At 38.6% G+C, this 13,848-nt stretch carries 11 protein-coding genes; all 11 read left to right on the top strand.

Annotated elements, in window-relative coordinates:
* Window positions 1-81 precede the first annotated feature (81 nt).
* The 11 genes from mraZ (at window position 82) to murG (ending at window position 13,835) form a co-directional block, all read left to right on the top strand.
* Window positions 82-513 carry a division/cell wall cluster transcriptional repressor MraZ gene (gene mraZ, locus J2S74_RS05820; RefSeq protein WP_307322985.1) on the top strand — a complete coding sequence of 144 codons (432 nt, stop codon included), beginning with the start codon at window positions 82-84 and terminating at the stop codon, window positions 511-513.
* Between the two features lie 104 nt (window positions 514-617).
* Window positions 618-1,550 carry a 16S rRNA (cytosine(1402)-N(4))-methyltransferase RsmH gene (rsmH, locus tag J2S74_RS05815; RefSeq protein WP_307322983.1) on the top strand — a complete coding sequence of 311 codons (933 nt, stop codon included), beginning with the start codon at window positions 618-620 and terminating at the stop codon, window positions 1,548-1,550.
* 19 nt (window positions 1,551-1,569) lie between these two features.
* Window positions 1,570-1,932 (top strand): cell division protein FtsL, encoded by a 363-nt coding sequence (gene ftsL / locus J2S74_RS05810; protein ID WP_307322980.1) that lies wholly within the window; start codon window positions 1,570-1,572, stop codon window positions 1,930-1,932.
* A 21-nt stretch (window positions 1,933-1,953) separates the two neighbouring features.
* Entirely contained in the window at window positions 1,954-4,176 is a 2,223-nt protein-coding gene (locus J2S74_RS05805; RefSeq protein WP_307322977.1) for a penicillin-binding protein, read from the top strand.
* 111 nt (window positions 4,177-4,287) lie between these two features.
* Complete coding sequence (locus J2S74_RS05800) at window positions 4,288-6,225, top strand: stage V sporulation protein D (protein ID WP_307322974.1); 1,938 nt, start codon at window positions 4,288-4,290, stop codon at window positions 6,223-6,225.
* Between the two features lie 113 nt (window positions 6,226-6,338).
* Entirely contained in the window at window positions 6,339-7,808 is a 1,470-nt protein-coding gene (locus J2S74_RS05795) for a UDP-N-acetylmuramoyl-L-alanyl-D-glutamate--2,6-diaminopimelate ligase (RefSeq protein WP_307322971.1), read from the top strand.
* A complete protein-coding gene (locus tag J2S74_RS05790) occupies window positions 7,808-8,752 on the top strand; it encodes a Mur ligase family protein (RefSeq protein ID WP_307322968.1) in 945 nt (314 codons plus the stop codon). Before J2S74_RS05795 ends, J2S74_RS05790 begins: the two co-directional genes overlap by 1 nt.
* Before the next feature lie 204 nt (window positions 8,753-8,956).
* Window positions 8,957-9,937, top strand: coding sequence for a phospho-N-acetylmuramoyl-pentapeptide-transferase (gene mraY, locus J2S74_RS05785; RefSeq protein ID WP_307322966.1), 981 nt, complete (start codon window positions 8,957-8,959; stop codon window positions 9,935-9,937).
* A complete protein-coding gene (gene murD, locus J2S74_RS05780; RefSeq protein WP_307322963.1) occupies window positions 9,937-11,295 on the top strand; it encodes a UDP-N-acetylmuramoyl-L-alanine--D-glutamate ligase in 1,359 nt (452 codons plus the stop codon). The genes mraY and murD overlap by 1 nt, the downstream gene beginning before the upstream one ends.
* Window positions 11,296-11,373: 78 nt before the next feature.
* The gene (gene spoVE / locus J2S74_RS05775) at window positions 11,374-12,474 is read left to right on the top strand and encodes a stage V sporulation protein E (RefSeq protein ID WP_307322961.1); all 1,101 of its coding nucleotides are present in this window, start codon (window positions 11,374-11,376) and stop codon (window positions 12,472-12,474) included.
* Between the two features lie 260 nt (window positions 12,475-12,734).
* Entirely contained in the window at window positions 12,735-13,835 is a 1,101-nt protein-coding gene (gene murG / locus J2S74_RS05770; protein WP_307322958.1) for an undecaprenyldiphospho-muramoylpentapeptide beta-N-acetylglucosaminyltransferase, read from the top strand.
* Window positions 13,836-13,848: the final 13 nt, after the last annotated feature.

Below are 13,848 nucleotides of genomic sequence, written 5' to 3'. Positions count from 1 at the left end.
GGAAAAAATTTATGTCAGAGTGGTGAAAAGTGGGGAGATGTGGTAAATTAGTGTTATAAAGTGGGGAGGAGGTGGATATCTGTGTTCATGGGCGAATTTCATCACACGATTGATGAAAAGGGAAGGATGATAATCCCAGCAAAATTTCGTGAAGAACTAGGATCCACCTTCGTCGTAACAAGAGGGATGGATAAATGCTTATTTGTCTACCCTGAACCAGAATGGAAACAATTAGAACAGAAATTAAAAACTCTCCCCTTTACAAAAAAAGATGCCCGTGCCTTTACCCGTTTTTTCTTTTCAGGAGCTACGGAAAGTGAGCTAGATAAACAAGGGAGAGTTAACATTGCACAAACCCTCCGTTCCTATGCGCAATTAGAAAAAGAATGCGTTGTAATCGGAGTTTCGAATCGAGTGGAGATTTGGAGTAAGGAAATTTGGGAAGACTATTTCGCAGAATCGGAAGAATCTTTTGCAGAAATCGCAGAAGGTATCGTTGATTTTGATCTATAGAGTAGGTACTAAAGGTCGGTTTTACCTTTTGTACCTACTCGAAGCGGTGACTGCGAGTCAACGCAATAGCTACTACCTTTTATCTAATAAAGGAGGACAATTCTTTGTTTGAACATGTAACTGTCTTAAAAGAAGAAACTGTAAAAGGACTTAACATTCATCCAGACGGGATATATGTTGATTGTACACTAGGCGGTGGAGGACATAGTGAGAAAATCGTTACTAAGCTTAGTGAAAAAGGCAGGTTGATTGCCTTTGATCAAGATGAACGAGCATTAGCCCACGCCAAAAAGCGATTAGATACCTATAAAGACCGAATTCTGTTTGTACATAGTAATTTTCAGTTTTTAAAAAAGGAATTAATCCACCTTGGAATAGAACAAGTCGATGGTTTTGTCTTCGACCTTGGTGTTTCATCTCCACAATTTGATGAGCCAGAACGAGGATTCAGCTATCGCTTTGATGCTCCCCTTGATATGAGGATGGACCAAGGACAACCCCTTTCTGCTTATGAGGTTGTTAATGAATGGAAGTTTGAAAAAATCATGAAAATTATCTCAAGGTATGGGGAAGAACGTTTTGCCAAGCAAATAGCTAGAAAAATTGAAAAGGCAAGAGAAACGAAGCCCATTGAAACGACCTTTGAATTAGTAGAAATCATCAAGGATGCCATTCCTGCACCTGCAAGAAGGAAAGGGGGCCATCCGGCAAAAAGGACCTTCCAAGCAATAAGGATTGCCGTTAATGATGAGCTTAATGTATTTGAAAGTGCATTAAACGATGCCATTGATATGACAGCACCTAAAGGAAGACTGGCGGTTATTACCTTCCACTCATTAGAGGATCGTATTTGTAAACAAGTATTTAAGCAGAGAAGTACAAGGGAGGATATACCGAAAGATTTGCCAATTATACCAGATGAATTCCAGCCAGAGTTGGTTTTAATTAATCGTAAGCCAATAGTTGCGTCAAACGAAGAGTTGGAATTAAACCCAAGAGCAGAGTCAGCAAAGCTTAGAATTGCGGAAAAACAATAATGAGGAGGAATGAGAGGTTATGAGTCCATTAGTACAAAGACAAATAGAACAACCAATGACACAGCCAGCGGGAAAGCCGGAAAAGAAACAGGTACATAAAAAATCAGGTATTTCCAAAGGGGAAAAAGTAATCTATACTGGTACTTTAGTAGCGATTGTTATTGCTCTATATTTCGTTTTATCAAATTATGCATCCATTTATATTGCTAATCATCAGATTCAGCAAAGTGAGTCGGAAATCCAGACCCAGTTAAAGGTAAATGAGGGTTTAAGTCTACAAGTAATGGAATTATCTGATCCTGAGCGTATTTTATCAGAAGCGAAAGCTATGGGAATGATCCTAGATGAAAATAATGTGAGATTTACCCATACAAATGATTAGTCTTTAAGAAGGTGGTAGTGCGTGGAACAAAAGAAAAACAATATAGTAACGAAGCGTGCCTTATTGATTCTAATAATTTTTTTAGTAGGGGTGTCTGTCCTGTTTTCCCGTTTTGTATACATACAAGCGGAGCAAGAAATTCAAGGTCAGGATTTGCAAACTTTATTGGAGTCGCGCTGGTCCCAGTCAAGGGTTCTTGAAGGGAGAAGAGGTACAATATTTGATAGGAATGGAGAGGCCCTTGCTGAGGAAATACCATCTTATACTATTGTCGCAAACTTGGACGAGCGTTATGGGGGGTATGTGGAGGATCCTGCATTTACGGCAATGCAACTTAGTACTGTCTTAGACATTGATCCCGCAGTAGTGGAGGGTATCTTGACCCGTGGTATAGAACAAGGAAGAGTTCAAGTGGAATTAGGTGCTCGTACTAAGTTCTTAAGCTACGAAACTACAGAAGAGGTTAGGGCTTTGGAATTGCAAGGAATAAATTTTCGTGAAGATGCCCGGAGGTATTACCCTAAACAAACATTTGCATCCCATATTATTGGTTATACAGAACGGGATATGTCTGTTGCGAGAATGGGATTGGAAAGCAGTTTGAATGAGTACTTACAAGAGGAAAATGGGAGAATTTCTTACCAGAAAGATGGTAGGAATCGCAGACTACCCAATGCCAATGAAATAATCGATCCCCCTAAAAACGGAAGTAATGTCTTTTTAACGTTAGATACTCGAATACAAATGGCTATTGAACAGACAATGAATCAAGTGGAACAAGAGTTTGAGCCAGAACGGATAATGGCTATTGTAGCCAATGCTAAAACTGGTGAAATACTAGGGATGTCTAATAGACCAAGCTTTAACCCTAATCAATATGAATCTATTGTTAATTTTATAAACTATAATACAGCATCGAGGTTTGAACCTGGATCAACATTGAAAATATTTACGTTAGCAGCAGCAATTGAAGAGGGCGTCTATCGTGGAGAAGATTATTTTCTCTCAGGAAGTTACACTGTAGGTAGTGATACTATTAATGACCATTATCGTGGTGGTTGGGGAGAAATTACTTACAATGAAGGGTTTGAACGATCTTCTAATGTTGCCTTTACTAAGCTTGCCCTTGAAGAGCTTGGAGCAGATCGTTTATATGAGTATATTGATAGATTTGGCTTTTCCCAACCTACAGGAATTGACCTTCCAAATGAAATAAGTGGCTCCATTGCTCGGAGGGGATTAAGTGAGCTTGCCACAACGGCATTTGGACAAGGAACTGCTGTTACACCTATTCAACAGGTTCAGGCAGCTACCGCTATTGCTAATGATGGGAAAATGATGAAACCGTTTGTTATTGATCGAATTGAGTCCGGAGATGATGGAGAGGTCATTAAACAAAATGAACCTGAAATAGCCGGTCAGCCCATTTCTAAAGAAACGGCAGATGAGGTTTTAAGATTAATGGAAACAGTAGTAACATCGGAGGTAGGAACAGGGAGGCCATTTGCCATTGATGGCTTTAGAGTTGCAGGGAAAACAGGCACAGCAGAGATTCCAAGGGAAAATGGCCGAGGTTATTTGGAGGGGCATGGTAATTTTATTTATTCTTTTATAGGAATGGCCCCAGCGGAAGACCCTGAAGTAATTGTGTATGTAGCAGTAGATCGTCCTAAACTACAAGCGTATGAATCAGGTTCCTTACCAGTATCCATGATCTTTAAATCAGTTATGAACCAAAGTCTTCAATACTTGAATATATCACCGGATAATTCCAATGGTGAGCAAGTCATCGAAGAAAGAGAAATAGAAGATGTCATAGGTTTGAATACAGAAGATGCTAAAAACAATCTAATTTCAACGGGTTATGATGTTGTCGTATTAGGAGACGGTAATCAAGTGAAGCGGCAATACCCACAACCGGAAAGTAAAATAATGCGTGGTGAGAAAGTATTTATTTTAACGGACGGGAATACTTTCCTTATGCCGGATATTTCAGGTTGGTCCTTAAGAAATGTGCTCATACTTCAGAATATGTTAGATATACAATTGGATATTCAAGGAAATGGATTTGTAAATAACCAGAGACCAGAACCGGGAGACAGATTAGATGACATAGATCGGATCATGGTAAGTTTGAGGCCCCCTGGTGAAAGGGATGATGGAGAAGATGGTTATGAAGATACCATCGATACGATAAGCAGTATGGAAGAAGAGGATGAAGATGAGGAGTTCTTTATGGACTAATGGATGATGAAATCTTATAATTATAGAAATTTGTGAAGGACAGGTTCTAACCTGTCCTTTTTTCTCATATGTCTGAACCAAGCCATAGTGTTTAAATATGGGAGGTCAACGATGAGAAGAGTATCTAATGTTACCGTTCGCAAGCGGCTTATTTTTGCATTGAGTGTTGGGTTGGTCGTGTTTATAATCATGATTGTAAGGTTAGGATTTGTTCAGCTCGTAATGGGTGATGAAATTGCCTCGAGGGCAGAGGATTCCTGGAGCAGGAACATCCCATTCGAAGGAAAACGTGGGGAAATATTAGATAGAAATGGAGTTCCCTTAGCTACTAATATTAGTGCGCCCTCTGTGCTTGTTGTCCCCCGTCAAATATCAGATCCTTCGGGTACCGCTGCTAAGCTGGCCAGCGTTTTATCAATGGATGAAAAGAAAGCATATGAATATGTGACAAAAAATGAGTCCATTGTACGAATAAATCCAGAGGGTAGGAAGCTAAGTAATGATATAGCGGATCAAGTAAGGGATTTGAGGCTAGAAGGAGTTTATATAGCAGAGGACAATAAAAGACATTATCCAAATGGTCGATATTTATCACATGTATTAGGGTTTGCTGGGATAGATAACCAAGGGCTAACTGGATTAGAATTGTTTTATGATGATAGATTGTCTGGGGAACCTGGACATGTATCCTTTTATTCCACTGCAAAAGGGACGAAAATGCCTAATTTAGCCGATGTGTATACCCCGCCTGTGGATGGACAACACTTAAAACTGACGATTGATTCGAGAATACAAACGATTATTGAACGGGAATTGGATAATGCAGAAGCAATATACAATCCAGATGGTGCCATTGCCATAGCAATGGATCCGAACACTGGTGAAATATTAGGGATGTCTTCAAGACCAGACTATGATCCAGAGCGGTTTAAAGAAGTACCACCTGAAATATACAATCAAAATAAACCAGTTTGGAGCCAATATGAGCCTGGATCAACCTTTAAAATTATTACGTTAGCTGCTGCGCTAGAAGAAGGTATTGTTGATCTTGACAATGATACCTTTCATGACCCAGGGTATGTAGAGGTTTCTGGCCATAAACTCCGTTGTTGGAAAAAAGGTGGACATGGGTCACAGACTTATTTAGAGGTTGTCCAAAATTCATGTAACCCGGGCTTCGTGGCTTTAGGTGAGGAACTAGGAAAAGAAACACTATTTAATTATATTCATAACTTCGGTTTCGGCAGTGAAACAGGCATTGATTTACAGGGAGAAGGTAGAGGGATATTGTTTGATTTAGATGCTGTTGGTCCTTTAGAGCTTGCTACAACTTCCTTCGGTCAGGGGGTATCCGTTACTCCAATACAGCAGGTGGCTGCAGTTGCAGCAGCAATAAATGGGGGTAAGCTTTTTCAGCCTTATTTGGCAAAGGAATTTCTAGATCCAGAGACGAATGAGATTATTTCAAGGACAACACCTACGTTAAAAAATACAATCATCTCTGAAGAAACCTCGGCTGAAATAAGAAGGGCTTTAGAATATGTTGTGGCAAAAGGGTCTGGGCGTAATGCGTATGTTGATGGGTTTCGGGTTGGTGGTAAAACAGGTACGGCTCAAAAAGCGAAGGATGGAAGATATTTAGAGAATAATCATATCGTTTCCTTTATTGGCTTTGCCCCAGCTGACGATCCACAAATAGTGGTTTATGTTGCAATCGATAACCCTAAAAACACGATACAATTTGGTGGTACTGTTGCAGCACCAATAGTAGGAAATATTATGGAGGACGGACTAAGAGCTTTAGGAGTGGAAAGGCGAGAAGGACAAATAGAAAAGGAATTAATGTGGAACGATGAGCCAATCGTAGAAATTCCCGATTTAGTGGGCTTAACTATGCGGGAAATTAACCAAGCCTATTATGAATTACAGTTAGTTGTAGAAGGCCGGGGAAATGAAGTGTTGGTGCAATCACCCTCACCGGGTACTCGTGTAAGGGCAGGATCAGAAATTCGCGTATATATGGGTGACAATCAGGGCGAGGAACAGTAAAATGGAATTTGTGGTAAGAAAAGTGTAAACTGCTTTTCTTACCATCTACATAAAAGTAATATAAAAATATATGTACCACAGTTCAAATGTTAGTAAACGAAAGAGGGTTAAAAATGATTTCATTAACTACACTTATAAATAAACTCCCTTCCTACAACTATTTAGATACGCAGGATCCAATTATTAAAGATCTACAAATGGATTCCCGTGAAGTAACGGAAGGCAGTCTCTTTTTCTGTATTCCTGGGTTTACAGTGGATGGGCACGATTTTGCACATCAAGCTGTTGGAAATGGCGCAGTGGCTATTATCGCTGAAAGAGAGCTAGATGTGTCTGTTCCTGTTGTCGTTGTGAAGGACGCAAAGAAAGCGATGGCAATTCTTTCTGCAAGATTCTATAATTACCCAACAAACAAGCTTCATTTAATTGGCGTTACTGGTACAAACGGTAAGACGACAGTGACACATTTAATTGAAAAAATATTATCCGATGCTGGAAAAAACACGGGACTTATTGGAACTATGTATGTGAAATATAATAAACAAATAGAAGATGCAAAAAATACAACTCCAGAATCACTTGTATTACAAAAGAATTTCTCTAAAATGGTGGAAAATGGTGTAGAAGCAGTGACAATGGAGGTGTCTTCCCATGCCCTCCAATTAGGGAGAGTACATGGTACCCATTTTGATGTAGCTGTATTTACGAACCTTTCCCAAGATCATTTAGACTTCCATGAAACGATGGAAAAATATGCTCAGGCAAAGGGCTTGCTATTTGCTCAATTAGGGAACGGGTATCATGAAAACAATCAACCAATTGCAGTGCTAAATGTAGATGATCATTACTACAAGATGATCTCCACTATGACTGCTGCTCCCATATTGTCTTATGGGATTAACGGAGAAGGGGACATGAAAGCAACAAATATTAATTTAAATGAAAAAGGAGTTTCCTTTCAACTAAATATAGGGAATGAAACGGCGAAGGTATCCATGAAAATGGCAGGTACTTTTTCTATTTATAATGCCCTTGCAGCAGCAGCGGCAACCTATGCATCAGGTATACCTTTAGAGGCAATTGCCCATAGTTTATCTCAAGTAAAAGGGGTTTCCGGAAGGTTTGAAAGGGTGGAATTAAATCAGCCTTTTCATGTCATTGTTGATTATGCCCATACACCAGACAGCTTAGAAAACGTATTAGAAACCATTAGAGAGTTTGCTAAGGGAAAGATTAGTGTTGTTGTGGGGTGTGGTGGTGATAGAGATAAAACAAAGAGACCTAAAATGGCAGCCATTGCTGAATCATTGTCTGATTTTGTTTATTTAACTTCAGACAACCCTAGAACAGAAGCCCCAGAAGCCATCCTAAGACAAATGGAAGAAGGTATGAAGGGATCTAATTATCAAGTTATAATTAATCGTAAGGACGCTATCTATGAGGCAGTTCGTCGTGCGGAAAAAGATGAGGTCATTTTAATTGCAGGAAAAGGGCATGAAACCTATCAGACCATAGGTACAGTGAATCATCATTTTGATGATCGGCTAGTAGCAAAAGAGGCGGTAAAGGAGTGCAGAAATTAATGGCTAATTTAAATATAAGTTTTGTCAAATCCTTCTGCACAGATATTACAGGTAATATTTCTTCGTCGTTTATATTTAATGGTGTTTCCACTGAATCGAAGGAAGTTATGGAGGGGAATTTATTTATTCCTCTAAAGGATGAAGGTGGAAATGAAAAAAAAGAAGTTCTTGAGGCAATAAAGAATGGGGCAGCTGCTCTCATATGGTCAAAAGAAAGGGCCATTCCTGAGGACCTTCCTGATAGTTTCCCTGTATTTTGGGTGGAAGATATAAAGCAAACTATTCAAAAAATGGCCAAGCGGTATATGGAAGAAGTGGATCCGACTGTTATTGCTGTTACTGGGGGCGAAGACAAAGCAATAACAAAAGAGCTTATTGCCGCTACGTTAAAGAAGAACTACCATGTTCATACAACTTCCCAGTCTAAATCCCCTTGGATGGATCTATGTTTAGGGGTACTAAATATGGATGCCCATACGAATGTATTTATTGGGGAATATGGTTCTCACACCCAGGGGGACATTAGTAAATTAAGTCATTTGATAGAACCTAATATAGCTGTAATTACTTCTATTCAACAAGATGAACAAGAAGGAAATAAGTCCCCAGAAGTGATACTAGAAGAATTTAGTTCCATTGAAAGTGGTATGAGACCGAGTGCTGTTCTAGTATTGGATGGTGACAATACCCAGTTATTTAATAAGGAATGGAAGACAGATACAGTATTTTGTGGTTTTTCTCATCATTCACTCTTCCAGATCCAATCTTTACAGGAAGAGAATGAATATATTCACTTTGAACTCAAAGGTGTTCATATGCCTTTTACACTTCATAAACAATGGAAGCAGTTTATTAAAAATGCCGTTTTTGGTATTGCTATTGCAGTCCATCTTGGTGTATTACCAGATGAAATGTTAGCTTCATTAAAAGAATATAAAAAATAAATTTGAAAGTCTTTGTCGAGAGGGTTCATCCAAATTAGACAAAACCTTTTCCTTATGAGAGTCATTAATTTACTATAAAAGCGATAAAATAAATATGAAACTATATTTTTATTTTACTTAATAGCTTTTTTCCTATTGGATTATGATTTAGGGAATTTAATTTAGTTTAATGGATGAGCTGCAGTTTAGAAAGGAGTTCCTAATATGTTGGAACAAGGCCTATTATTTACTTTAATTTTATCATTTCTGATTGCCGTATTGCTTTCCCCGATTTTGATTCCCTTTTTAAAAAGGCTAAAATTTGGCCAAAGCATTCGCGAAGAAGGACCGAAATCTCATCAAAAGAAAAGTGGAACACCAACAATGGGGGGAATCATGATTTTATTGGCATTAATCATTGCTACACTCGTCATGGCTACCCAATTCCACTCTTTAGATGTGGAAATCTGGTTATTATTATTTGTAACTGCTGGGTTTGGTCTATTAGGATTTTTAGATGACTTTATAAAAGTAGTGAAAAAGAGAAACTTAGGATTAACTTCCAAACAAAAATTTCTCGGTCAGGTAGTTATTTCTGTCATTGTCTATGTTGTTTTATTGCAGACAAATTTATTGGACTCATCAATCAGTATACCGGGAACAACCTTAGCAGTAGATATAGGGTGGCTTTATTTACCTTTAATTATTGTGATTCTTGTTGGTGCCTCTAATGCTGTCAATTTAACAGATGGATTGGATGGATTAGTAGCTGGTACGACAGCAGTTGCCTTTGGAGCTTTTGCTATCATTGCTTATTCATTATCTTTATTTACGGTGTCACTATTCTCAGTGGCTGTGGTTGGAGCAGTATTAGGGTTTCTTGTCTTTAATGCTCATCCTGCTAAAGTGTTTATGGGTGACACAGGATCCCTCGCTCTTGGGGGAGCCTTAGGAATGATTGCAATCCTAACAAAAATGGAACTCTTGCTAGTGATTATAGGCGGAGTATTTGTAATAGAAACTTTGTCCGTTATTCTACAGGTAGCTTATTTTAAAATCACTGGCGGGAAAAGATTGTTTAAAATGAGTCCCCTTCATCATCACTATGAGCTTTCAGGGTGGAGTGAGTGGCGCGTTGTTGTTACATTTTGGCTAGTAGGTATCTTGTTTGGGATTACCGGAGTATATATCGAGGTGTGGATGTAATGAGAAAAACCACTCAGTTTAAAGACAAAAATATATTGGTTCTTGGCTTAGCAAAAAGTGGGACTGCTGCTGCACAATTGTTACTCCAACTTGGAGCAAAGGTGACTGTTAATGATCAAAAACCTTTGGAAGAAAATAAGGAGGCTCAGAAGCTGCAGCAGCTCGGAGCTGAGGTTATTTGCGGATCACATCCTTTAGAGCTTGTTCATGATCAACTTGATTATGTGGTGAAAAATCCGGGGATTCGCTATGATAACCCCCTTATTGAAAAGGCAATAGAAAAAAATATTTCTGTAATAACGGAAGTGGAACTTGCTTATGAGATAAGTGAGGCTGATATTATTGGAATTACCGGTTCTAATGGGAAAACGACTACGACAACTTATATTTATGAGATGTTAAAGGGGAGCAGTAAAGACCCTTTAATAGCAGGTAATATTGGTAAAGTAGCCACTGAAGTCGCACAAAGAGCTTCGACGAATAACGTGCTAGTTACGGAGCTATCTAGTTTTCAGTTAATGGGAATTGAGCATTTTCGCCCAAGAATTTCTCTCCTCTTAAATTTAGTAGAGGCCCATATTGATTATCATGGCTCCATGGAGAATTACATACAGGCTAAGGGGAATATCTTTAGGAATCAATCTCCCGAAGATTATATTATCTATAACGCTGATGATGAGAGGGTTTGTAAGCTAGTTAAGGGTGGACAAGCTAAATTAATCCCTTTTTCCACAGAAGTTTATGATGAAACTGGAGCAGGTATTAAGGACAATTATCTGATGATTTTTAAAGAAAAGCTTATCCCCATAGAAGAGATGTCCCTACCTGGGGAACATAATGTAGCTAATGGATTAGCAGCAGCAGCAGCAGCTTATTTGGCTGGAGCCCATATACAACGAATACGAGAGGTTCTTAAAACATTTACAGGAGTAGAGCACCGCTTGCAATTTGTTACCAATGTAGGGGGAAGAAGTTTTTATAACAATTCGAAAGCTACTAATGTTCCTGCTACGATCACATCTTTAAAAGCCTTTGACCAACCAGTAGTGCTCATAGCTGGTGGACTGGACCGGGGGATTTCCTTTGACGATTTAATTCCCTATTTCAAGGATAAAGTTAAAAGTGTTATTACGTATGGAGAGACTGCTGCCAAGATTGCAGAAACGGCTAAACGAGCTACTGTCCCAACAGTTGAAGTTGTAGAAACTTTAGACGATGCCGTCACTATGGCATATGAGAATTCAACTTCAGGAGACGTAATTTTATTATCACCAGCTTGTGCTTCTTGGGATCAATTTAAAACCTTTGAAGAAAGAGGAAACTGTTTTGTTGAAGCAGTAAAAAAGATTGTCCCATAATTGTCATGTTTGTCCCAATCGTTCATAAAGATAGGTAATAGAGAGATTAATGTACTGACGAAACCGAGGTGTTCTCTATTGCCAAAAAAAGTGAAAACCGCTCCAGATATTTTACTCATTTCTGCTACAGTCAGCTTACTAATAATTGGATTAGTGATGGTCTACAGTGCCAGTGCTGTAATGGCAGAATACAACTTTGATGACTCCTTTTTTTTCCTGAAAAGGCAGCTGTTTTTTGCTAGCTTAGGAATTGTAATCATGCTTTTTATGATGAATCTGGATTATTGGTCCTATCGTAAAATGACCAAACCCCTTATGATCGTTTGTTTTCTTTTACTAGTAATAGTACTTATACCAGGAGTAGGACTAGTCCGTGGAGGGGCCAGAAGCTGGTTAGGGGTTGGGGCATTTTCCATTCAACCTTCAGAGTTTATGAAAATAGCCATGATTTTTTTCTTGGCAAAGTATTTATCGGAGAAACAGAAATATATAACTACTGTAAAACGGGGGCTTGTCCCAACGCTTGGTCTTGTATTGGTTGCCTTTGGATTGATTATGCTGCAGCCCGATTTAGGTACTGGTGCTGTAATGGTATTTACAAGCGTAGCGATGATTTTTATTGCTGGAGCACAAATTAAACACTTTGTAGTTTTGGGCCTAATGGGTTTAGCTGGCTTTGTTGGACTTATCGTTTCTGCTCCTTATCGCTTACAAAGAATCACCTCCTTTCTTGACCCTTGGTCGGATCCTTTAGGGAGTGGTTTTCAAATCATTCAATCTCTTTATGCCATAGGACCTGGTGGGTTTCTTGGCTTAGGATTAGGGGATAGCAGACAGAAGTACTTTTATTTACCGGAACCACAAACAGATTTTATTTTCGCAATTTTATCTGAGGAGTTAGGGTTTTTAGGCGGTGCTTTCGTCTTGTCTTGCTTTGCCATTCTATTATGGAGAGGGCTCCGCATTGCCCTATATGCACCTGATTTATATGGTACCCTACTTGCCACAGGAATCATTGGGATGATCGCAATTCAAGTAATGATTAATATTGGTGTTGTGATTGGCTTGATGCCAGTTACTGGAATTACTTTACCGTTTTTGAGCTATGGAGGTTCATCATTAACACTTATGTTAACTTCCGTTGGTGTTTTATTAAATATAAGTCGACATATGCGTTAGACAGACGGATAATGGGCGCATGAGGAATGTCTTAAGGGGTGAGTGACCTTAAACATATCCTTGTGCGTATTTTTTATTTCATTTTCATATGCATTTTTTTCATTTTTAAATGAAATCCTTTATAATTAACGGTATTGGATGTTTACTAAAATTTGGAGATATATTTCCTTAAAAAAATCCTTATTATTGTAATCATCAAGACATACATTTTTACGATATAATATAAAAGATAGGAAAAAGCTTTATGCTGGAGGTAAAAAATGAAGGTATTAGTTACAGGAGGGGGAACAGGAGGACATATTTATCCTGCCCTAGCATTAATTCGTGCAATCCGAAAACATAATGAAAAAGCAGAATACTTATATATTGGTACGGAAAAGGGACTAGAGTCCAAAATCGTACCTAAAGAAAATATTCCATTTAAAACGGTCAAAATAACAGGATTTAAGCGAAGTATATCCGTAGAAAATGTAAAAACTGTTATGCGATTTTTAAAGGCAGTTAACGTTGCTAAAAAGTATATTCAGGATTTTAAGCCTGATGTGGTAATTGGGACCGGGGGGTATGTATGCGGGCCGGTTGTTTATGCTGCAGCTAAAAGAGGAATTCCTACTATTATTCATGAACAAAACAGTGTCCCTGGTTTAACGAATAAATTTTTAAGTAGATATGTGGATAAAATTGCAATCTCTTTTGAGAGTTCAAGACCATTTTTTCCAGAAAATAAAATTGTCTTTACAGGAAATCCCCGTGCCCAAGAAGTGGTAGAAGCGGCGAAGTCAACTAATGAGGATAGCTTAACATCCCTTGGTCTATCACCTGATAAAAGAACTGTATTAGTAGTGGGAGGCAGCAGGGGAGCGAGACCTATTAATGAAGCTATCATAGGTACATTAGATCAATGGGAGAATAAAGAGTATCAATGTTTGTATGTAACGGGTGAGGTTCATTATGAAAGAGTTAAAGAAGAAATGGAAAAGCAAGGTGCTGTTGAAAATGTAGTTTGTGTTCCTTATATTCACGACATGCCGAAAGTTCTCAGCAAAGTAGATTTAATTGTTGCTAGGGCTGGAGCCACAACCTTATCGGAGATTACAGCGTTGGGCCTACCTTCTATTTTGATTCCTAGCCCATATGTTACAAATAATCACCAAGAAAAAAATGCCCGGTCATTAGAACAAGCAAAAGCAGCAATAGTTATTCTTGAAAAGGAGATGTCTCCTGAGCGTCTCTTTACGGAAATGGATACTGTATTATCAAGTCCCTTTGTGTGGGAAGAAATGCACAAAGGTGCATTAAGTATTGGGAAGCAAGATGCGGGGGATGAACTCTATCGGTTGATCACACAACTTGTGAAATAAAATGATGGAGGTT

Source organism: Evansella vedderi, from assembly GCF_030813435.1.
Taxonomy (GTDB): Bacteria; Bacillota; Bacilli; order Bacillales; family Salisediminibacteriaceae; genus Evansella; species Evansella vedderi.
This window is presented reverse-complemented; position numbering and strand designations above follow the sequence as displayed.

Excerpts from the sequence above, each read along its gene's own strand:
- ftsL (WP_307322980.1), top strand. The coding sequence starts at position 1,570 with ATGAGTCCATTAGTACAAAGACAAATAGAACAACCAATGACACAGCCA.
- J2S74_RS05800 (WP_307322974.1), top strand. The coding sequence starts at position 4,288 with ATGAGAAGAGTATCTAATGTTACCGTTCGCAAGCGGCTTATTTTTGCA.
- J2S74_RS05795 (WP_307322971.1), top strand. The coding sequence starts at position 6,339 with ATGATTTCATTAACTACACTTATAAATAAACTCCCTTCCTACAACTAT.
- J2S74_RS05790 (WP_307322968.1), top strand. The coding sequence starts at position 7,808 with ATGGCTAATTTAAATATAAGTTTTGTCAAATCCTTCTGCACAGATATT.
- mraY (WP_307322966.1), top strand. The coding sequence starts at position 8,957 with ATGTTGGAACAAGGCCTATTATTTACTTTAATTTTATCATTTCTGATT.
- murD (WP_307322963.1), top strand. The coding sequence starts at position 9,937 with ATGAGAAAAACCACTCAGTTTAAAGACAAAAATATATTGGTTCTTGGC.
- murG (WP_307322958.1), top strand. The coding sequence starts at position 12,735 with ATGAAGGTATTAGTTACAGGAGGGGGAACAGGAGGACATATTTATCCT.